Below are 22,118 nucleotides of genomic sequence, written 5' to 3'. Positions count from 1 at the left end.
GTGCCCGCCGTTCACGCAGGAGTTCAACCATGTCTCACGACGACCTGTCCAGACGCCGATTCGTGGCCGCGGCCGGTGCCGCGGGCACCGTTCTCGCGGTCGGCGCGCCCGATGCCGCCCTCGCCGCGGGAGAAGGGGCCACGGGCGCCGACGGTACGGCCACGAGCGCCGAACGCGCCTTCTCCGCACAGCACTTCACCGATCCCCGGCGGGACAGCCGACCGACCGTCTACTGGTACTGGAACGGGCCCGTCACCCCCGACCTCGTGGACCGGCAGATGGCCGACCTGCGGGACAAGGGCATGTACGAGGTGGTGCTCTTCCCGTTCGACAACGCCGAGATGCAGCCGGTGTTCTTCACCGAGGAATGGTTCGACATCGTCGGCCACGTACTGCGCACCGCCGAACGCACCGGCATGCGGGTGTGGCTGTTCAACGACGACCACTTTCCCAGTGGCCGCGCGGGGGAGTACGTCGTCAAGGGCGGCACGGTCGGCTCCCGCACGTACGAGCCTCGGCCCGACCTGCGTCTGAAGGCCCTCTGGCGCTCGACCACCGTCGTCGAGGGCCCCGCCACCGTCGACCTGCGCCGCAGCAGCGGGGTGGGCGTGGCGGCCGGACAGCTGGTCGCCGACGCGGCCGTGCTCGACGGCGCCTCCGTACTGCGCGGCGGCGACGGCTGGACGGACTACACCGTCACCGGCAGCGCCAAGGCCGAACACACCGCGGCCGGTCTCGTGGTCCGCGCCTCCGCCGACGGACTCGACGGGTACGCCGTCACCTTCGACCAGACCGGAATCGTCACCGTCCTGCGCCTCGCGCGCGGAACGGACCCCGTCGAACTGCTGCGCAGCACCCGCACCGACGGCTTCAACAAGACGAAGTTCCACACGGTGGCCGTCACCGTCCGGGCGGGCACCCTGTCCGTCACCCTCGACGGCAAGGACAAGGGCACGGTCACCGACGACCGGTACGCGACCGGCGGGACGGGCGTACGGGCCGTCGCCGACCAGCGCTCCCTGTGGGACAACCTCACGGTCACGGGCGCCGACGGCACCTCGCTCCACACCACGACCTTCGACGACCCGGCCGACGCGGGGGACTTCCCCGAGCGCGCCCGACTCGCCGCCGACGCCACGGCCGTCGCCGCCGCGGCCCGCCCGGTCGGCACCACCGAAGCCACCGAGGTCGTCGACCTGACCGCCCGGCTGGGCGGCGCGCACACCTGGCAGGTGCCGGCCGGCCGCTGGCAGCTCGACCTGTTCGGCGGCTCCCCGCTCGTCGACGACACGCAGGGCTACAGCCGCAGTTACGTGGACCTGCTCGACGACGAGCCCGTGGAACTGTTCCTCGACATCGTCCCGGGCGAGTACCACCGCCGCTTCCGACGCTACTTCGGCACGGTCATCCCGGGCTTCTGGGACGACGAGCCGTTCTTCGCCTCGGCCGAGGCGCACTTCAGGCGCCTGCCCTGGTCGCCCACGCTCGACAAGGCACTGCGCGCGGTGGACGTCGAGCCGGGCGTCGCCTACGCCGCCGCCTTCGACGACCTGGGCCGCGACGGCCGGATCGCCCGGGGCCGCTACTGGCAGGCCGTGTCCAACCGCTTCGCCCGCTACTTCCAGAAGCAGGCCCGCTGGTACGAGCAGCGCGACGTCGCCCTGATCACCAACCCGCTCTACGACGAGACGTCCCCGGCCAAGCGCATCCCCTCCACCGGGGACCTGCACAAGGTCAACCAGTGGGCGCACGTGCCCGGCGGCGACATCATCACCGCCGAGTACGTCGCCGGTGAACCCACCATGATTCCCCGTAACCCGGTGTCCGTCGCGCATCAAATGGGCCGGGAGCGCGCCCTGTTGGAGATGTTCGGCAACATGGGCTGGCAGGTCACGCCCGGGTTCGTGCACACCACGGTCGGCGCTCAGGCCGCCCGGGGCGTCAACCTGACGGTCCTGCACGCCCTGTGGACCGACGAGGTCCGCGTCTACTTCCCGCCGCCGTTCGGTCCGCGCGCCCCCTGGTGGTGGGCGATGCGCCCGCTCGCCGAGTGGATCGGCCGCGTGATGGAGGCCGGACGCGGCACCTCCGGAGCCCGTACCGCCGTACTGCAGCCGCAGCGCGCCGCCGAACAGTGGACCGGCACCGACCGGCAGGGTGAGGTCGACGGCGCGCTCGCCGACGCCGCCTACGCACTGGAGCGCGCCCAGGTCGACTTCGACCTCGTCCACGAGGGCGCCCTGACCGGCGACCCGGACCTGCTGAGCCACGCGGACGTGCGAGGCGGCCGGCTGACCGTGGGCGCGGCCCGCTACGACCTGGTGGTGGTGCCCGTGACACCCACCCTGGACGTGGCCTCCGTGCGCGTCCTCGCGGAGTTCGCGCGGGCCGGCGGCACCGTCGTGGCCGTCGGCACCCTCGCCGCCGAGGAGGCGGACCACAAGGACCGGTCCCTCGCCCGAGCCCTGACCGACCTGTTCGGCGAGCGGGTCCCCGGCCGCCGGCCGGTCGGCCGCGGGCACGCCGTGCGCGTCGCCGATCCGGAGGGCCTGCGCGACGCGACCCACGAGGCAGGGGTCGCCGCGGCCGTGCTGGAGACACCCCAGGACGCGGTACGCGTCATACGGGTCCACCGCGGCGAGGACACCGCCTTCCTCGTCAACAACGAGGGCGGCGAGTACGTCGGGACGACCGCTACCCTCCCGGCCACCGGCGTCCCCGAGCTGTGGGACCCCGCGACGGGCAGCACCGGCACCGCGCCCGTGCACCGGAGCGGCAAGAACGGCATCCAGCTGCCCCTGACCCTGGAGCCTTACCAGACCCGGATCGTCGTCGTGCGCCACGACGCACGGGCGGTCCCGCACCTGACGGCCTCACCGCTGCCCGTCCTCGCGGTCGAGCGGCACGGGAAGGCGCTGCGGGCGACGGTGGAGGCCTCGGCCCCCGGCAGTCACCGGTTCACCGGAACCGACGGCTCCCACACCTATCGCGGTACGGCCCGGACCGATGACCCCCTCGACGCGGTCACCGTGGACGGCGACTGGACCCTCACCCTCGAACGCGAAGGCTCCACCCCGGTCACCGGGCCGTTGGGCAGCTGGGTCGAACACGACCGCCTCTTCTCCGGCAGCGGCACCTACACCAAGGACCTCGACGTCGGGCGCGCGCTCCTCGACGGGCGCCGCGTCCTGCTCGACCTCGGCGACGTCCGTGACGTGGCGGCCGTCACCGTCAACGGCACCACGCTCCCGCCGCTGCTGTGGGCGCCGTGGACCGTCGACATCACCCGCCTGGTGAAGCCCGGCCGCAACTCCCTCGCCGTCCGCGTCGCCAACACGCTCTCCAACGAGCGCAACAAGCCCCTGCCGTCCGGCCTGCTCGGACCGGTGACCCTTCGCTTCCGCCGCCGGCTCACCGTCGACCTCGCCCGCGACTGACTACTCCCTCGCGCTTCTCTCCCGCCCCGCACGCACTCCATGGAGCCCTCATGCTCAGACCCCGTTCGCGACCGCGTCCCCGCAGCGGACACCGACGGCCCGTACCCGTACTCCTCGCCGGACTGACCGCGTTCGCGACCGTACTGGCCGGCGCCGTCACCGCCCAGGCCACCACCACCGGCGGCATCAGCCCGGACCGGCTGCGCACCCAGCACCTGAGCCAGGCCCTGGGCATCGACGACACCACACCCGACCTCGGCTGGGAGACCGAAGCCCGCGCCACGGACACCCGCCAGGCCGCCTACCGCGTCCAGGCGGCCACTTCCCCGGAGCTGCTGCGCCGCGGCCGGCCCGACCTGTGGGACTCGGGCAAGGTCCGCTCGACGGTGCCCGAGACCACGTACGCGGGGAAGAAACTGGGCTCCCGCGACCGCGTGTACTGGCGCGTCATGCTCTGGTCGTCGCACGGGCCGCGCGACTCCGGCTGGAGCGACACCGCCGTCTTCGAGACCGGCCTGACCCGGCGGTCGGACTGGAACACCGGCGGGAACGCCGACTGGATCACGCACCCGGACTGGCGACTGAGCGAGCGCACCGTCGAGCCCGTCGTCGTCAAGGTCCCCCGCACCACGGCCCGTTACGTCCGGCTGGACGTCACGAAACTGGGCCTGCCGCTGGAGGAGAACTTCCCCGACCGCACCTGGCGCGTCCAGCTCGGTGAGATCGACGTACGCGACTCCGCCACCTCCAGCACCGGCCTGGCCCGAGGCGCCGCGGTGACCGCCTCCGAGACCAACACCCTGCGCAAGACCTGGGAACCGGCCCTCGCCGTCGACGGCCTGCCCAACAGCGCCCTGCAGACCGCCGCCGGATACGCGAGCGCCGCCCACACCGGCGCCGACGTCTCCGACGCACCCGTGGTCCTCACCCTCGACCTCAAGTCGGCGAAGACCTTCGACGAGGTGGCGCTGTACCCGCGCGCCGACGTCCTCACCGCGGACGGCCACGTCCCCGACTTCCCCGTGGACTACGCCCTTTCGAGCGGCGACAGCGCCACCGGCCCGTTCACCGCACTCGCCGACGTAGACGGACAGCAGGCCCCCGAGCCCTACCTCCCGGCCGGACTGCCCCTGCTCACCGACGACTTCAAGCTCCCCGGGAAGGTGCGCAGCGCCCGCCTCCACATCGGCGGACTGGGCATCTACGACGCCACCCTCAACGGCGAACCGGTGGGCGACGCCGTCCTGGAACCCGCCAACACCGACTACGCAGAACGCGTCCAGTACGCCACCTACGACGTCACCGACCGTCTCAAGGCCGGCGCCAACACCCTCGGTGTGGCCCTCGGCAACGGCATGTCCAACGTGGTCAGCACCGCCGACCGCTACCGCAAGCTGTACGGCAACCTGAGTGACCCCAAGCTCATCGCCCGACTTGAGGTGACCCTCGCCGACGGCAGCGTCCGTACCGTCACGAGCGGCGACGACTGGCGGACCACCCTCGGACCCACCACCTCCTCCAACTGGTACGGCGGCGAGGACTACGACGCCCGCCGCGAGATCGCCCACTGGGACGAGCCGGGCGGCGACAGACGTGGCTGGGACAGGGCCGTCACGGTGGCCGGTCCCGGCACGGCCGGGAACCCCGCCGAACTCAGCGCCCGCGAGACCGAACCCATCAGGGCCGTCGAGACCCTCAAGGGCAAGGAGGTCGAAGGCGCCGCCCACAGCCGGGTCTTCGACCTGGGCCGCAACATCGCCGGCTGGCCCGAGATCACCGTCGGCGCCCCCGCCGGAACGGCCATCCGCGTCTACCCGGCCGAGAGCCTCAAGGACGGCCACGCGTTCCAGTCCATCAGCAACGTGGGCGCACCTCTCTGGGACAGCTACACCACCCGGGGCGCCCGCAGCGAGACCTGGCACCCGCGCTTCAGCTACCACGGCTTCCGCTACCTGGAACTCAGAGGCGTACCCGAGGGCGCGACGGTGACCGTACGCGGCAAGGTGCTGCGCACCGACAACACCTCGGCCGGCGACTTCAGCAGCTCCGACCCACTCCTCGACGACATCCACTCGCTCATCCGCCGTGCCGTCGAGGGCAACATGATGAGCGTCCTCACCGACTGCCCCAGCCGGGAGAAGCTGGGCTGGCTGGAGCAGAACCAACTGGTGTTCCCGGCACTCGCGGGCAACTACGACATGCGCTCCTACCTGCGCAAGATCGTGCGCGACATGGCCGACGCGCAGACCACGGACGGGCTGATCCCCAGCACCGTCCCCGAGTACACCAGCCTGCCCGGCGCCTACCGCAACGACTCCAACTGGGGCGGCGCGTTCGTCCTCGTCCCCTGGCAGCTCTACACGACCTACGGCGACCGGGACACGATGGCCACGTACTACCCGCGTATGCGGCAGTACGCGGACTTCCTGGAGACGCAGGTCTCCGGCGGCATCCTCGACTACGGCCTCGGCGACTGGTTCACTCCGGACCGCACCTTCCCCCGGGCGGTCGCCGGCACCTACGGCTACTGGCGTGTCGTCGACGCGCTGAGCAGGACCGCCGCAGTCCTCGGCGACCAGGACGCGGCCGACACCTACCGGGCGAAGGCCGATGCGAGCGCGCAGGCCCTGGCCGCGAAGTACTACGACTCGGCCACGGGCACCTTCGGCGGCGCAGGACAGGGCGCCGAAGCCCTCGCCCTCGACATGGGCGCGTACCCGGCGGGGGAGAAGGACCGCCTGCTCGGCCACTTCACGGCCGCAGTCGAGAACGCGGGCCATCACCTGACCCTCGGCGAGATCTCGCTGCCCGCCGCGTTCCGCGTCCTGTCCACCAACGGCCGCGACGACATCGTCCACAAGATTGCGACCCAGACGACCAGCCCGAGCTACGGCTACCAGGTGCTCGCGGGCAACACCACGCTCGGCGAGTCCTGGGACGGCGGGCCCGGCCAGTCGCAGAACCACTTCATGCTCGGCGCCATCGACTCCTGGTTCACCACCCGGGTCGCGGGCATCGGACAGACCGCCGACTCGGTCGGTTACGCCGAACTGCTCATCGACCCGGCCGTCGAGGGCGACCTGACCTCGGCAGCCGGCTCGTACCGCACGCCGTACGGGGTCGCGCGGACCGACTGGAAGCGGGACGGCGGGAAGTTCCGCCTCACCGTGGAAGTGCCGGCGGGGAGCACGGCGGAGGTGCGTGTGCCCCTGTTCGGCTCCGGTGCGAAGGCTCAGGCGCCCGCCGGGGCACGTCTGGTGCGTACGGGCGCCGACGAGGTGGTGTACGAGGTCGGGTCGGGCCGCTGGAGCTTCCGCTCGGCGGCTTCGTAGCGCCGGGGAGGTCTCCCGCGGCATCACGGGGAACGCGCACCCGGGTCACCGACCCGGGTGCGCGTTCCCCGTGTTCGTTCCGGGGTGCCGGCGCGCTCAGACCGCGGGCGCCGGGTACGTCGGGTACTCGACCCCCGTCACATGCTGGACGACGCGGACGACCTGGCAGGAGTAGCCGAACTCGTTGTCGTACCAGAGGTAGAGGATCGCGTTGTCGCCGTCGACCTTGGTGGCTCCCGCGTCGACGATCGAGGCGTGGCGGGAGCCCATGAAGTCGCTGGAGACGGCGTCGGGGGCGGTGGTGAAGTCGATCTGCCGCTTCAGTGACGAGGTCAGCGACACGTTCCGCAGGTGGTCGAGGACTTCCTGGCGGGTCGTCTCGCGGCCGAGCCGCAGGCTGAGGATCGCGATCGAGACGTCCGGCACCGGGACCCGGATCGAGCTGCCGGTGATCGGCGCGTCGAGGTCGGGCAGCGCCTTGGCCACGGCGGAGGCGGCGCCCGTCTCGGTGATCACCATGTTGAGCGGCGCCGAGCGGCCACGCCGGTCGGCCTTGTGGTAATTGTCCAGCAGGTTCTGGTCGTTGGTGAACGAGTGGACGGTCTCCACATGTCCGCGCAGGACGCCGTACTCGTCGGCCATCGCCTTCAGCGGCGGGACGATCGCGTTCGTGGTGCACGACGCGCAGGACAGGATCCGCTCGTCCGGCTTGATCATGTCGTGGTTGACGCCGTGCACGATGTTGGGCACGTCGCCCTTGCCGGGCGCGGTCAGCACGACCTTGTCGATGCCGGGGCGCAGATGCTGCGACAGGCCTTCGCGGTCGCGCCAGATGCCGGTGTTGTCGATGAGGACGGCGTCCTTGATGCCGTACGCCGTGTAGTCGACCTCCGACGGGTCGTTCGCGTAGATCACCTTGATCGCGTTGCCGTTGGCGAAGATCGTGCTGCTCGCCTCGTCGACGGTGATCGTGCCCTGGAACTGGCCGTGGATCGAGTCGCGGCGCAGCAGCGAGGCGCGCTTGACGAGATCCTCGGCGGCCAGGCCGCCGCCCCGGCGGACGACGACGGCACGCAGGCGCAGGCCGTTCCCGGAACCCGCCTTCTCGATGAGCAGGCGGGCGACCAGGCGCCCGATGCGTCCGAAGCCGTACAGGACGACATCGCGTCCCTCGCGGCTCCCGATCCGGTCGGCGCCCGTGGCACCGGCGACGGCTTCGGCGGTGAAGGCCTCGACCGTGAGGCCGCGGTCGTCGCTCCGGTGCGTGGCGGCGAGCATCCCGATGTCGATCTGGGAGGGGCCGAGGTCGAGCGTGGTCAGAGCCCGCAGATAGGGCAGGGTCTCGGTGACCGACAGTTCCACTCCGGTGATCTGCCGGGCGAACCGGTGGGTCTTGAGGATGCTGACCACCGACTTGTTCACCAAGGAGCGGCTGTGCAGCAGGACGGTGACGTCCCGCTCGCGGTGCAGCTTCCCGATGATCGGGATCATCGACTCCGCGATCTCCTCGCGGTTCTTCCAACGGGTGAACGAGTCGTCATTGACAGTCACAGGTTTATCTTTCGAGCTAGGCGGTGCTCATATGATAAACGGTCGATGATCTCGCCCCGCACGCGGCCCGGCCCCGCATGCCTGTGGCCCGCCGGGAGGGCGGGCCACAGGTTCTTCACCTACTCAGTCGGCGGTCACGGGAAGCTGGTGATCTTCGACGGGATGGTGTCCGATCCCGAGGTCGGCGCACCCGTGTCGTTCACGACGTGCGCGTACTGGCCCTTCCCTCCCAGTGAGATCACCTGGATGCTGTGCAGCTTGACGCCCGACTTGACCGGCACCTGGAATCCGTGGTGCTGGACGATCGTCGAGTCGGACGTGAAGTTGCAGTAGCTGCCCAGACCCCACGCCTCATGGGTGTTGACGCTGTCGGCCACCTTGTAGGCGGCGTACCCGACGATGCCGTCATGGGTGATGGCGGCGGAGTTCGGCACGTCGTAGGCCTTCTCGTTCTGGAAGAAGATCGTCCGGCCGCGTTCGCCGTTCCAGACCACGTCGTACTTGTTGAAGTGCTCGACGAACAGGCCCGTGGCGAGGACGTCGTCGCCGTTGACCTCAAGCCCGTAGTCGGCGCGGTTGGTCTCCCAGCCGACGCCCTCACCGTGGTCCGCTCGCCAGATCCACGTGTGGTCGATGATGGCGTCGTCGCTGTTGACGACCATGGAGCGGGTGGCCAGGCCGGGTCCGGCCCCGCCGATCCGGACGAACACGTCCTGCACGGTGGTCGGGTTGGCGGCGTGGTCGGCCGAGGAGCCGGGCGCTCCGACCTGGAGCAGGGTGTCGGACTTGGCGGCGCCGGCGTCGATGAGGAAGCCCGCCAGCCTGACCCCGTCCACGTCGGCGACGTGCATGGCGTCCACGCCGTTGTCGGGGATGATCGTGGCCAGGCCGAGCCCGAGGACGACGGTGTTGGCGCGGTTGACGTTGATGGTCTGGTCGAGGTGGTAGACGCCGGGCGTGAACAGGAGGTTGAGGCCCTGCGCCAGTGCCGCGTTGATGGTCGCGGCGGTCGCGCCGGGCTTCACGACGTAGAACTGGCTGAGCGGGAGCGAGGTGCCGCCCGCGTTCGCCGGCCAGGACACACCCCGGGCGTTCGTCCGCTTGGCGGGCACGAACACCTTGTAGTCGTTGCCGTCCAGGTAGAGGAACGGCTTCTCACGCGAGACCGGCGTGGTGTCCAGCGTCGTGTACGGACCGGTGTCGAAGTTCGTCGCCGGGGCGCCCTGCACACCGGAGAACGTCATGTTCCACACGCCGTTGGTCCAGCCGCCGACAGAACTCTCGCGGGTGTACCACTGCTGCTGGGAGTACGGACCGACCGTGCCGTCGATCTTCGAGTCGGCGATGTAGCCGCCGGAGGCCCAGCCGTAGCCCGCGGGTGCGAGGTTGAGGCCGCCCTCGACATGGATGCGGCGGAACGGCGCGGCCTGGGCCACCGCCCAGCGGTTGGTGCCGTTGACGGGCCTGATCGACAGGTTCTCCGCCGAACGCCAGAAGTTCTGGGTGGCGTTGCCGTTGAACCAGCCCGCGTCCACGGTGATGTCACCGTTGATCTTCACATCGTCGGGGTTGAGGCCGAGCCCGGAGATCGAGGTGTAGAAGCCCAGTTGCGCGTTGATGCCGTTGTACGTACCCGGCTTCATCAGGAACTGGTAGCGGCCCGAGCCGAACTGGTTGGACTCCTGCTGGGTGAAGACCTGGTCGAACTTGGCCTGCAGGTTCGGTGTGCTCGGGTCCACGACGATGACGTTGGGACCGAGGTCGCCGCCGCCCTCGACGGGCGGGGTGCCGCCGCCGGTGCCGGTGTGCACCGCGACCTCCCACAGCGAGTAGCCGTAACCGGTGCCGCGGGCCGTCCCGTTGATCCTGACATAGCGGCCCGAGCCGGTGACGTCGTAGGAGGCGGTGCCGCCGGTGCCGTTGGTGACGGACTTCAGCGTCGTCCAGTCCTGGCCGTTGGCCGAGGCCTGGACGGTGAAGTCCTTGCCGTAGGCGGCCTCCCAGTTGAGGTCGACCTTGCAGATGTCCTGGACCGAGCCGAGGTCGACCCGTACCCACTGGGGGTCGGACGCCTGGCTGGACCAGCGGGTGCCGGTGTCGCCGTCGAAGGCGCTCGCGGCGGGCGTGCCCGCGTTCTCCGTGGAGGAGGCGGTGGCCGTCCTGCCCCGGGCCGCGTTGGCGGTCGAGCAGGCGGCGGCCGGGGGGTTGCCCGAGGTGCCGAAGACCTGGAACTCCCAGAGCGAGTAGCCGTATTCGGTGGCACGGGTGACGCCCTGCATACGGACGTAACGGCCCTGGCCGGAGACGTCGAGCGTGTCGGTGCCGCCGTCCGAGCCGGTGACGGACTTGACGTCGGTCCAGGAGCTGCCGTTGTCGGAGACCTGGATCTTGTAGTCCTTGCCGTAGGCCGCCTCCCAGTTGAGGACGACCTTGCTGAGCGTGGCCGAGGTCCCGAGGTCGACCTGGAGCCACTGGGCGTCGGTACGGGCCGACGACCACCGGGTGCCGGTGTCACCGTCGACCGCGCCGGCGGCGGGGGTTCCGGCGTTCTCGTCGGAGGAGGAGGCGGCGGTTCTGGCCTGCGAGAGCGGTGCTTCGGCCGCGGCGGCCGGCAGCTGGGCGGGGACGGTGATCAGCGCAGCCGCTGTGGCGAGCGCGAACCCCAGGGATCTGAGTCGCAAACGTTGACGTCTCATACGTTGACTCCGTGCGGGTGTGGAGGGCGAGGAGCGGTCGGGAGGAACCCCGACCAATGCGGCGGGGAACCCAATGCCAGTGCGGTGACGCTTAGTTCAGGTGTTGATTTAAGTAATGAATCAACTGCTCGGCAACCCGTCGGACACGACTTCTTTACGGCGCTGTTCGTGGGCCGTGCGTCCGGGGGGAGGTCTCGGTCCGGGCGGGGCGCCCACGTCAGGACATGAAAGCTGTCCGGGAACGCCACCGGTTACCGACATGGGGTCGTTGGCCGCCGGCGAGGTGACGGCGGGGCGGTGGAGGCCTGTGGTCAGGCGGTTCACGTGGCTGCCGGACGGCCGGGGGTGCGACGCCGAACGGCCATTAGCACGTGCAGACGAGTCTCGAAAAGCGGAACCATCGCGTTCGCCGGGGCGGTACGTTACGCCTGCCGCGTGATCGTTCGCGTCGGCCGATCGTTCGAACTGCAAGGAGAGCCGTGCTTCACAAGTTCTACGTTGTTGCCCTCCCCGTCATGCTCGCCGCCCACACGGCGCCGGTGGTGCTCCGCTGGATGTGGTGATCCCACAGCGGGCCGTCGGCAGCGGAGGTCGAGGCTGACCGGGGGCGACGGAGTGGTAAGTGCCGGCTCCTGGGCGACCGCTCAGGAGCCGGTCGATCTGTGGCTCTTCAGGAACTGGAGCAGGCTCGCGGCCGCCGCCTCCGCGCCCAACTCGCGGTACAGGGCGACAGCCTGTTCGCCGTAGTCGACGGTCCGGTCCATCGGGCGGGGGGACAGGGACGCGATCCGCGCGAGCCCGGCGAGCGCGTGGGCGGAGCCCATGGGGAACTCGATGCGCTCAGCCACCTCAAGGGCCTGCTCATAGCCCCTGGACGCGGTGTCGAGCCGGCCCGACTCGCGCTGGACGTCCGCCGCGGCGATCAACGCCCGCATTCGCTCGTACGGGTTGTCGATGCGGGTGGCCACCTGTTCCGCCATCGTGAGATGCAGCAGCGCTTCACCCCGGCGCCCCGACCGGGCGTAGGCCGTCCCCATGCTGATCAACACGTCGGCCTCGCCCAGCGCGTCGCCGCTGAACCGGTGGGCGGCCAGGGCCCTCTTGAAGCAGCGGAGTGCCTGGTCCGTCTCTCCGACGGCCTGGTGCACCCCGCCGAGGTTGGTGTCGAGAATCGCCAGATCGACACGGCCGCCGTGCTGCCGCATCAGGACCCGCGACCTTTCGTAGCATTCCTGGGCATCGGCGTAACACCCCTGCAGGAAGGCCAGTTCGCCGCGGTTGTTGAGCGCCTGTGCCAGCCCGTAGGGATCGGGCAGCCCCTCGTATATGGCTTCCATGCCCTGGACCTTCCGGAGAGCCTCGTCGTAGCGCCCCGCGTAGTACAGGACCACTCCCTGGACGTTGAGGCACTCGGCCTCGCCGGAGCGGTCGCCCACCTCGCGGTACAGCTTCAGCGCCTGTTCCAGGACGCGCAGCGAAGTGTCGCCGTGGCCTGCCGCGAGGTGGGCCCGGCCCGACTGGAAGAGGGCGTCGGCACGGCCGTGCGCCTGGTGGAGGTCCTCGTGGATCGACAGGGCCTCGGTCGCGCAGCGCAGGGCCGCGCCGTGGTTGCGCTGCGCCAGCAGGTCCGCGTGGTCGGTGAGGGTCTGGGCCAGCGCGGCACGATCGCCGGACGAGCGCAGGACCGGTACGGCCGCGTCGAAGAGTTCGGCCTCGATGTCCCAGGCGCCCCACAGCTTGAGGGATCTGGCCAGCACGTGGGGGAACAGGGCCGCGTACTCCGGATGCCCGGCGGCGGCCGTGCGCGCGACCGCGACGAGATTGGCGCGCTCCACTGTCAGCCACACCGAGGCCCCGTCCGCGTCCGCGAACTTCGGCGCGGGGAACGACCGTGCCTGTGAGGGAAGGTTCAGGTCGAGCACCCGGCGATGGGGGTGGCAGAGCCGGTCGGCCCGGTACGCGGTGGTGAGGTAGTGGGCGACGAGACGGCCGACCGAGGCATGCCGGACCGCTTCCGGGTCCGTGCGCAGGCATACCTGCAGGGCGTAGGCCCGGGTGAGATCGTGCAGCCGGTAGCGTCCGCGGACCGGCTCCTCCAGGAGGCTGGCGTCGATGAGTTCCTCGACGTGTCGCTCCAGTGCTCCGGGTTCCCGTCCGAGATCCGGTCCGGCCAGCGCCTCGGCCGCCCGGAGGGTGATGTCGGAGCCGGGGTGCAGGGCGAGGCGCCGGAACAACTCCCGGGCGGCGGAGCCGAGTTCCGTGTACGAGAACCGGAACACGGCGCCGATCACCGCGTCGAACTCCTGGAGCGGGCTCGTCGCGTGTGCCAGCCGGTCGAGCAGATGCTGCAGGTCCCAGGAGTCCCGGTGCCGGAAGCGGCTCGCCAGGACCTGCACGGCCAACGGGTGGCATGCGCAGGCCTCCACGATCCGCCGCAGGCACTCCGGTTCGCCGGACACCCTCGACGCACCGACGATCCGGGTGAAGAGGGCCGCGGCCTCCTCGCGGGACAAGCTGTCCACGAACAGGTGGGCGGCGCCGTCCAGTCCGGCCAGCCGGCTCCGGGTGGTCACCAGGACCCTGCAGGTGGGGGAGCCGGGCAGCAGCGGGCCGACCTGAGCGGCGTCCCGCACGTTGTCCAGGACCACGAGCACCCGGCGCCCGGCGGTCCACTCGCGCCACCTGGTGGCCCGCTCGTCCAGCGCCGCCGGCAGTTCACCGGGCCCGCCGGTGGCGTGCAGCAGCTGGGCCAGAGCCTCCCCCGGATCGAGCGGCTGCTGCCCGCTGTGGCCCCGCATGTCCACATAGAACTGGGAGTCCGGATACGCCGTGGCCAGCTGATGCGAGGCATGCAGCGCCAGAGCCGTCTTTCCGATGCCGGGCATTCCGTGGATCACGGTGACCGGCAGAGCGGTCGCCGTGCGCCGCCCGGCCACCGGATCGGCGAGCAGGATGCGCAGTTCACCGACCCTCCCGGTGAAGTCGGGGATGTCCCGTGGCAGACAGTTGCGGGGCTCCGCACGCGGGGCCGGCGCACGAGGGCCTGGCTCCGTTCGCAACAGGTCCCGGTCCTGTTCGAGCATGCGCAGGTGGAGCCGCCGGAGTTCCGCGGTCGGCTCGATGCCCTGGCTCTCGTGTAATCGCGCGCGGGTGTTCCGGTAGACGGCGAGCGCTTCGTCGTGCCGTCCGGAGCGGTACAGAGCCAGCATCAGAGAAGCGATCACCTGCTGGGCGAAGGGGCTCTGGGAGGCCAGTTCCCGCAGTTCGCCCACGAGGTCCGCATGACGGCCCAACTCCAGCTCCAGGCCGATCCGCTCCTCCCGGACCCGGCGGTGGTCCTCGATGAGCCGCTCACGTGCGGACTGCGCCCAGGAACTCTCGCTGAACTCGGTCAGGGGTTCACTGCGCCACAGCGCCTCGGCGGTACGCAACAGCCCTATGGCCAAAGGGCGTTCACCTCGCGAGGCCGCGGCCAGTGCGTCCGAGCGCAGCCGCCGGAAGCGCAGCAGGTCGATGTCCTCCGGATCGGCGCGCAGTTGGTACAGCCGCGGAGAAGGCCGTTCCACGCCCACCCTGTCCTCGCCGACCGCCCGGCGCAGCCGCCCCCTGAGCCGCGAGATGTAACTCTGCAGCGTGTCCAGGGCCGTCAGGGGCGGTTCGTCGTCCCAGACCCGGTCCATCAGCGTGTTCGCCGACACCGGTTCGCCACGGGCGTGGATCAGTGCGGCCAGCACTCTGCGTTCTTTCAGCGATCCGAGTTCGTGTTGTCGCTGGTCGTGCCAGAGTTCCAGAGGTCCCAGAGCAAGAAGTTCCACCATGCCCCCCGACGGGTGTGCTTCTTCCCACGGCCTTCGCCGATGTTCGTACATCTGTGTGAGCCATACCACTGTTCTACGGCTGTTCCATGCAGTCAGGGGTGGAGAGACAGGCGCACCGAAGCGTGCCGGGCGCACAGTCGTGGGCGCTCCCGCCGTGCCACAGGAGTGCAGGATTCCTGCAGGCCCCCCGTCCAGCGCAGCGGGCATCCCTGGGCCAACGGCCGCGAAACATCGCGGTCGCGAAGGCGATGAGGGAAGAACCGGGGGATTTCAACGATGAGCGTGACAGTGCCGGAGCCGCATTGGCGGCATGTGCCGGTGCGTCTGGATGTCGAGCGCTGGGCCACCCGCCGGATCCGCAGGCGGGTTCTGGTCGTGGTGCACACCGTGATCGCGGGTCAGCGACTGCTCGACACGATACGCCTGCTGGAAGGCGAGATCCGGGTGCAGGTCTGCTTCACCCAGGCGCCCGACGTGTTCAGCAACGGGGTCAGTGAGTTCCTTGAACGGCTGGGAGGTCTCGTACTTCCCTGGAGTCAGGCGGTACAGACACATTTCGACCTGGCCCTGGCCGCCGGCCACGGCAGCCTGCACGAACTGCACGCGCCCGTGGTCGTCCTTCCCCACGGGGCCGGACACAACAAGATCATCCAAGTCGGGCGGCGCGGCCGGCCGGTGACGCAGCCGGGCGCCTACGGCCTCAGCAGGCAGCGACTGGTCCGGGACGGGGCCGTGGTGCCCGAGGCCATCGTGCTGGCCCACCACGAAGAGCTGGCCAGGCTCGGCCGCGAGTGCCCCGAGGCGCTCGCGGTCGCGGAAGTGGTGGGCGACCCGAGCTTCGATCGGATCGCCGCGAGTCTCGACTCACGGGCGCTGTACCGGGAGGCGCTCGGGGTCGGGACGCGGCAGCAACTGGTTCTCGTCTGCTCCACCTGGGGGCCCGACTCCCTGCTGGGGGAGGGCTGGGGCACGCTGGAGCGGCTGGTCAGCGAACTGCCCAGGGACGAGTACCGGATCGCCGCACTTCTGCATCCTCATGTCTGGAACGCGCACGGCGACTGGCAGGTCCGCACCTGGCTCGCCCCACTGGTGCGCTCCGGCCTGATCCTGCCCGGCCCGTACGAGGACTGGGCCGGAACGCTCGTCGCCGCCGACGACATCGTGGGCGATCACGGCTCGGTGACGCTCTACGGCGCGATGACCGGTGCGCCGGTGCTGATGGCGGGCCGCTCGGACGCACCTGTCGATCCGGGCTCACCGATGGCCGAGCTGATGTCCTTCGCCCCGCGACTGCGGGGGGACCGGCCCGTGCTTCCGCAGCTGAAACGGGGTGCGGCGTTCTGCGGCGCGCGTCGCCACGAACGGGTCGCGGCCAGGATCACCTCTGAACCGGGACGGTTCGCCCGCAGGATGCGAGCACTGCTCTACCGCAAGCTCCATCTGCGGGCACCGGCGGCCAGGACCACCACGGAACCGGCACGAATCCCGCTGCCGGTGCGCCACGACGGACCCGGCAGCGTGGTGCCCCGATGAAGCTCCTCGCTGTGGTGTCCCGGACGGCGGTGTCCACGACTGCGGACGGCCGGACTCCGTACGACCGTGGTGCGGTGGTCCGGGTCCGGACAGTGCTGGTGAACCCGGATTCCGGGACGCTCTTCGTGGATGAGCACGTCAGGGTCCGGGCCCCCGCGCGCAACCGGTGGCAGGTGCTGGGCGATGTACTGGTCGAGCCCGGCGAGGGGGCGTGGCAGGCCGACCGGCTGGCCGTCTCCTGTCCGGGGGCGCTGGTCGTGGCGGTGCATCACGGTCCCCGCTGCTGGCTGCGGCTGGGCCCGGACGGCCGGATGCTCGTGCTCGAAGCGGGCGGACCGGGACAGCCGCCGGAGGGGTTTTGGGAGACCGTCGCCTCGCTGGCTCATTCATGGCTGGTGAGCGGGCTGTCCGCGTCGGCTCTCGGTTCCGTGGCCGGCTGCCACCTGCGTGCTCACATCTCGTCGGGCCCGCCCTGCTCCAATCGGCGGAGCCGGCACCGGGCCGCCTCGGCCTCGTCGGACCCGGACCGGCCCACGGAGGAATAGAGGTCCAGCGCCTCCCGGTAGTGATTCCGGGCGAGGCCCGTCCGTCCGCGTCGCTCGGAGACCTCCGCCAGGCCTCCGGCGGCGCGGGCCGTCTCGTAGTCCGCCGCCATGCCGCGCAGTGTCGCCCGTGCCGAGGACAGCAGTTCCTCTGCCTGGTCGAGCCGGTTCAGAAGGAGATGCGCACGGCCCAGGAGCGTGGTCGCGCGCGCGGCGTTGTAGGTGTCGCCCGCATCCCGAAGCGTGGTGTGAGCGACACCGGCATGGCGGATCGCCTCCTCGGCGTGCCCGGTCGTGAGGGCGACATCGGAGAGGTTGAGCCTGGCCAGCCCTCCGGCCCGCTCGTCACCATGCTTCGGCAACTCGGTGGCGGCACGCGCGAAGTACCCGGCGGCCTCATCCGGACGCCCGAGTCGTTGCAGGGCGAGGCCGCGGTAGTTGAGCGTGCGGGCATGACCGAGCCGGTCACCGCGTCCGAGAAACAGCTGTGCCGCCTCTTCGAACATGGCCAGGGCGCCTGCGGGGTTCCCGGCGCCGAGTTCCCCGACACCGCCCGAGGTCAGCATCCGGCACTCGGCCGCCGCGTCCCCCAGGTCCCGCGCCGCCGCCAGCCCCTCCCTGTGCGCGGCGCACCAGTCGTCGTAGAACTTCCGCCGCAGGAAGAGCGGCCACAACGCGTCGGCGAGCTGCCAGCAGACGGTGGGAAATCCGGCGGACCGGGCCTGGTGGATCACGGCCATCAGATTGGGCAGCTCACGCTCCAGCCAGTCCAGAGCGGTTTCGGAGCCGGGTCCCACGTCCGCGACGACCACCGGGACAAAACCGTAGTCCCGGGCCATGGTCCGGTGCTGGGGATCGATGATCTCCTCGGCGCGCGTGGCGCTCGCCAGATAGTGATCGGCGATACGGCGCACGGCCTGCGCACGTTCCCGCGGCGGCTCGTCCACCCCGGCCACCGCGGCGGCGTGCAGTCGTACGAGATCGTGAAAGCGATGCCGATCTCCCGCGGCGTCGACCAGGAGGCTCGCCTCGTGGAGCACGTCCAGCGCCCGCGCCGCATCCGTCTCCGTGGTCAGCAGCGCCGAGGCCACCGAGGCGTCGAACTCCCGGCCGGGGTGCAGCCCCAGCAATCGGTAGAGCCGGGCCGCCGGGGGCGGCAGCGTCCGGTACGACAGATCCAGCGCCGCGCGGACATTGTGGTCGCCGTCGATGGCCAGTGCCTCCAGTCGCTGATGCTCCGCGGCCAGTGAGCGGACCATCGTGGCGATACTCCGCCCGGGGTGCGCCGCGAGCCGGGCGCCCGCGATACGCACGGCCAACGGCAGCCCCGCGCACAACTCGACCAGGGCCCGGGCGTCCTCGGGCTCCTCGGCCACCCGCCCGTCGGCGAGGGTGTCCGTGAGCAGTTCGACGGCCGCGTCGGGAGCGAGGGGTTCCAGGTGGACGGGATAGCAGCCGTCCACGGTCAGCCCCGGCAGCCGGCTGCGGCTGGTGACCGCGGTGACGCTGGTGCCTCCGGGCAGCAACGGCCGGACCTGAGCCGCGGTCGCCGCGTTGTCGAGCAGGACCACCAGGTTCCGGTCCGCGGTCAGCGACCGGTACAGCACCGTTCGTTCGGCGAGCATCGCCGGGACCTGCTGTGCGGAAACGCCCAGGGCCCGCAGGAAACGCGCGAGGATCTCTCCCGGGTGCTCCGGACCGTCGGGCGACTGCGCCCCCAGGTCCGCGTGGAGTTGCCCGCCCGGACACTGGCGGCGCAGCATGTGCAGCCATCGCAGGGCGACCGTGGTCTTGCCGACTCCGCCCAGCCCGCTGAGCGCGACCACCGTCGGCCGCCCGTCCAGCGCGGCGCGGGCACGATGACGCTCCAGCGCCGCCAGCTCCACCGACCGGTCGACCACCCGTACCAGCGGGGGAAACTGCCAGGGCGTCTGCCGGAGGGAAGCGGGCGGCGAACCGATGTGGATACCCCCGTGTACCGAGCCCGCCTGGACGACCGAGCCGTACACGTCGCCACGCACCTCGTTGTGGGACCTGTGCCCCTCGCCCGGCACTCGCGCCCTCCGCCCCGTGGATGTAAGCACCCATGCCCTCGATGGATCCTTTCCGCGCAGAAGATCGATATCCGCGGATCCGGTGACCGACGCCTTTCCTCCGTACATGGCCGGGGTGAAGCACGGAGCCGGGGAGGCGGCCGGGTTCGAGGGCCCGGGAAACGCGGGAGAGGCATACGAAGGCCGGACGGATGGAAACACACCGTCATGGAACACACCGGCGTGGGACACGGCACAGTGGAAAGCGGCAGCGCGGAACGCCCCGGCCTGGACATCGAGGCGCTCCGTGAGGACACCCCGGGTACCGGGCACCGGGTGCACCTCAACAACGCGGGGGCCGGGCTGCTCTCCCGGCGGACCCTTGCGACGATGACCTCCCACCTGGAGCTGGAGGCGGACATCGGCGGGTACGAGGCCGCCCACAGGGAACGGGACCGCATCGACGCCACCCGCACGGACCTCGCCCGGCTGGTGGGCGGGCAGCCCGACGAGATCGCCCTCTTCGACAACTCCACGCACGCGTGGAACGCCGCCTTCTACTCGATGACCTTCAAGCCGGGCGACCGCATCCTGACCGGCCGGGCGGAGTACGGCAGCAGCGTGCTGGCCTATCTGCAGACCGCCCGGCGCTTCGGCGCCGAGATCGTGGTGGTCCCCGACGACGAGTACGGCCAACTCGACACCGCGGCGCTGGCCGCACTGATCGACGAGCGCACCAGGCTCATCGGCGTCACCCACATCCCCACCAGCGGCGGTCTGGTCAACCCCGCGCACGAGATCGGCCGGATCGCACGAGCCGCCGGCGTGCCGTTCCTGCTCGACGCCACCCAGTCCGTGGGGCAGTTCCCCGTCGACGTCACCCGGATCGGCTGCGACATGCTCACCTCCACCGGCCGCAAGTTCCTGCGGGGCCCGCGCGGCACCGGCTTCCTGTGGGTACGCCGCGAGGCCCTGGACTACCTCGACCCGTTCGTCAGCGACATCGAGGCGGCCACCTGGGACGGCGAACGGGGTTTCACCTGGCACGCCGGCGCACGGCGCTTCGAGAGCTGGGAAGCGAGCTACGCCAATGTCCTGGGGCTGGGAGCGGCCGTCCGCCAGGCCCTGGACCTGGGTATGGACTCGATCGGCGAGCGGGCCGTCGCCCTCGGCGCGTATCTGCGTGAGGCCCTCGACGCCCTGCCCGGCGTCAGTACGTACGACCTCGGCCGGGTCCGGTGCGCCATCGTGACCGCGAAGGTCGACGCCCTGCCCACCGCGGACGTCGCCGCCGCGCTCGCACGGCAGGGGATCAACGTGACCACGACCGTCCCCGAGCACACCCAGTTCGACACGGAGGTGCGGGACGTCCACCCCCTGGTACGCCTCTCACCGCACTACTACAACACCCGTGCCGAACTGGACCGGGCCGTGGAGGCCGTCGCCGAACTCGCGCGCACGGCCGGATGACCGGCCGGCGCCCTCGTTCCCTCCCTCGTTCCTGCGCCCCGTCATTCCATGCGGCGCTGCTCCTCGTCGCTCCAGGCGCGGGTGTCCCGGGGCGGAACATAGGGCTCCTCGGTGTCCGGCAGGCCGCCCGCGATGGCGCGCTGCCGTGCCATCTCGGAGTCGAACTCCAGCCCGAGCAGAATCGCGATATTGCTGATCCACAGCCAGACCAGGAAGACGATGACACCGGCGAGCGTGCCGTAGGTCTTGTTGTACGAGCCGAAGTTGGCCACGTAGAACGCGAACCCGGCCGAGGCGATCATCCAGATCAGCAGGGCCAGCACGCTACCGGGGGTGATCCACTTGAAGCCGCGGCCCTTCACGTTCGGTGTCGCCCAGTAGAGAAGGGCGATCATGATCGTGACGAGCACGACCAGCACCGGCCATTTCGCGATCGACCAGACCGTCAACGCCGAGTCGCCGATGCCCAGCGCGCCGCCCGCCTCGCGGGCCAGGCCACCGGTGAACACCACGATCAGCGCGCTGATCACCGTCAGGATCAGGAGCACGACGGTCACACCCACGCGGATGGGCAGCACCTTCCAGACGGGGCGCCCCTCCGGCATGTCGTAGACGGCGTTGGCGGAGCGGATGAAGGCCGCCACATAACCCGAGGCCGACCACACGGCGAGAACGACACCGACCACGGCCATGACGGAGCCGACGCCGCCCCGGCCCTGCAACTGCGTCACCGCGTCGCTGATGATGTCCCGTGCGGAACCGGGAGTGAGTTTCTTGAGGTTGTCCAGGACCTCCTGGGTCGCCGACTTGCCGGCGATGCCCAGGAGCGAGACCAGGAGCAGCAGCGCCGGGAACAGCGAGAGCACCCCGTAGTACGTCAGCGCCGCGGCCCTGTCGGCGAGCTCGTCGTCCTTGAACTCCTTGACCGTGCCTTTGAGAACGGCCAGCCAGGACCGCTTCGGCAACTCGTGGAGCTTGTCCGGTGCCCGTTCCTCTATGTGCTCCGCCGGGCCCGGAGTCGGCTGCTCGGATTTCGGTGTCCTTGACATACCGGCCGGGTATCCCGCCCCGCCCCGCCCATGCGCCGCCCGGCGACGAGGACTGCTGACCGGAAGCAATGGCTCCATCGAGTTGTAGGAGGACGCTCATCGGGTACCCGCCGCGCCGAGACGAGATCCACATGGAAAGGAGCCACCTGATGAGCACGGTCAAGGAAGCGGTCGAGGTCGAGGTCCCCGTCGGCGTCGCCTACAACCAGTGGACCCAGTTCGAGGAGTTCCCGAAGTTCATGGAGGGCGTGGAGGAGATCAGGCAGGTCGACGACCGTCACAACCACTGGATCACCAAGATCGGTGGAGTGAAGCGCGAGTTCGACACGGAGATCGTCGACCAGTTCCCCGATGAGCGGATCACCTGGCGCACCACCAGCGGTGACACCAAGCAGAAGGGCACGGTCAGCTTCCAGCGGCTGGACGACACGCACACGCGGGTCCAGCTCGTGATGGACGTGGAGCCGACCGGGGCCGCCGAGAAGGCCGCCGACCTGACGGGGACGATCGACCGCCGGGTCAAGGGGGACATGAAGCGCTTCAAGGAGTACATCGAGCAGCACGGCGGCGCGTCCGGTTCCTGGCGAGGCCGCGTCACACCTGGCTGACCGCGCCGGGCGGGGCCGGGCCGAGCCGGAGCAGCAGGGCGAACGACCG

11 protein-coding genes are annotated in these 22,118 nt (G+C 70.6%); 6 read left to right on the top strand and 5 right to left on the bottom strand.

The features are described from left to right. Positions 1–29 precede the first annotated feature (29 nt). Entirely contained in the window at positions 30–3,437 is a 3,408-nt protein-coding gene (locus ACH4DZ_RS31880; RefSeq protein WP_398290968.1) for a glycosylhydrolase-like jelly roll fold domain-containing protein, read from the top strand. Between the two features lie 50 nt (positions 3,438–3,487). After that, on the top strand, positions 3,488–6,769 hold the full coding sequence (locus tag ACH4DZ_RS31875) for a family 78 glycoside hydrolase catalytic domain (protein ID WP_398290966.1): 3,282 nt from the start codon (positions 3,488–3,490) through the stop codon (positions 6,767–6,769). Positions 6,770–6,865: 96 nt separating this feature from the next. On the opposite strand, the gene ACH4DZ_RS31870 is transcribed toward ACH4DZ_RS31875, so the two are convergent. The 3 genes from ACH4DZ_RS31870 to ACH4DZ_RS31860 all read right to left on the bottom strand — a co-directional run bounded on the left by ACH4DZ_RS31870 (position 6,866) and on the right by ACH4DZ_RS31860 (position 14,834). Continuing rightward, entirely contained in the window at positions 6,866–8,320 is a 1,455-nt protein-coding gene (locus tag ACH4DZ_RS31870; protein ID WP_398290964.1) for a glyceraldehyde-3-phosphate dehydrogenase, read from the bottom strand. Positions 8,321–8,454: 134 nt separating this feature from the next. Then, on the bottom strand, positions 8,455–11,001 hold the full coding sequence (locus ACH4DZ_RS31865) for a discoidin domain-containing protein (RefSeq protein WP_398291119.1): 2,547 nt from the start codon (positions 10,999–11,001) through the stop codon (positions 8,455–8,457). A 659-nt stretch (positions 11,002–11,660) separates the two neighbouring features. Further along, complete coding sequence (locus ACH4DZ_RS31860) at positions 11,661–14,834, bottom strand: BTAD domain-containing putative transcriptional regulator (RefSeq protein WP_398290962.1); 3,174 nt, start codon at positions 14,832–14,834, stop codon at positions 11,661–11,663. A 276-nt stretch (positions 14,835–15,110) separates the two neighbouring features. Here ACH4DZ_RS31860 and ACH4DZ_RS31855 point away from each other — a divergent pair, with 276 nt between their 5' ends. Together ACH4DZ_RS31855 and ACH4DZ_RS31850 are read left to right on the top strand one after the other, a co-directional pair. Further along, on the top strand, positions 15,111–16,367 hold the full coding sequence (locus ACH4DZ_RS31855) for a hypothetical protein (protein ID WP_398290960.1): 1,257 nt from the start codon (positions 15,111–15,113) through the stop codon (positions 16,365–16,367). Beyond that, positions 16,364–16,912 (top strand): transcriptional regulator, encoded by a 549-nt coding sequence (locus ACH4DZ_RS31850; protein WP_398290958.1) that lies wholly within the window; start codon positions 16,364–16,366, stop codon positions 16,910–16,912. The genes ACH4DZ_RS31855 and ACH4DZ_RS31850 overlap by 4 nt, the downstream gene beginning before the upstream one ends. On the opposite strand, the gene ACH4DZ_RS31845 is transcribed toward ACH4DZ_RS31850, so the two are convergent. After that, positions 16,819–18,930, bottom strand: coding sequence for an ATP-binding protein (locus ACH4DZ_RS31845; protein WP_398290956.1), 2,112 nt, complete (start codon positions 18,928–18,930; stop codon positions 16,819–16,821). The genes ACH4DZ_RS31850 and ACH4DZ_RS31845 overlap by 94 nt on opposite strands. A gap of 240 nt (positions 18,931–19,170) precedes the next feature. Between ACH4DZ_RS31845 and ACH4DZ_RS31840 the strand changes: the two genes are divergently transcribed. Next, positions 19,171–20,412 (top strand): aminotransferase class V-fold PLP-dependent enzyme, encoded by a 1,242-nt coding sequence (locus tag ACH4DZ_RS31840; RefSeq protein ID WP_398290954.1) that lies wholly within the window; start codon positions 19,171–19,173, stop codon positions 20,410–20,412. A 41-nt stretch (positions 20,413–20,453) separates the two neighbouring features. On the opposite strand, the gene ACH4DZ_RS31835 is transcribed toward ACH4DZ_RS31840, so the two are convergent. After that, positions 20,454–21,461 carry a YihY/virulence factor BrkB family protein gene (locus tag ACH4DZ_RS31835; protein ID WP_398290952.1) on the bottom strand — a complete coding sequence of 336 codons (1,008 nt, stop codon included), beginning with the start codon at positions 21,459–21,461 and terminating at the stop codon, positions 20,454–20,456. A gap of 149 nt (positions 21,462–21,610) precedes the next feature. Between ACH4DZ_RS31835 and ACH4DZ_RS31830 the strand changes: the two genes are divergently transcribed. Beyond that, positions 21,611–22,069: an SRPBCC family protein gene (locus ACH4DZ_RS31830; RefSeq protein ID WP_398290950.1), complete on the top strand. Its 459-nt coding sequence runs from the start codon at positions 21,611–21,613 to the stop codon at positions 22,067–22,069. The last annotated feature ends 49 nt before the right edge of the window (positions 22,070–22,118 follow it).

This window comes from Streptomyces sp. NPDC017991 (assembly GCF_044328075.1).
Classification (GTDB): domain Bacteria; phylum Actinomycetota; class Actinomycetes; order Streptomycetales; family Streptomycetaceae; genus Streptomyces.
This window is presented reverse-complemented; position numbering and strand designations above follow the sequence as displayed.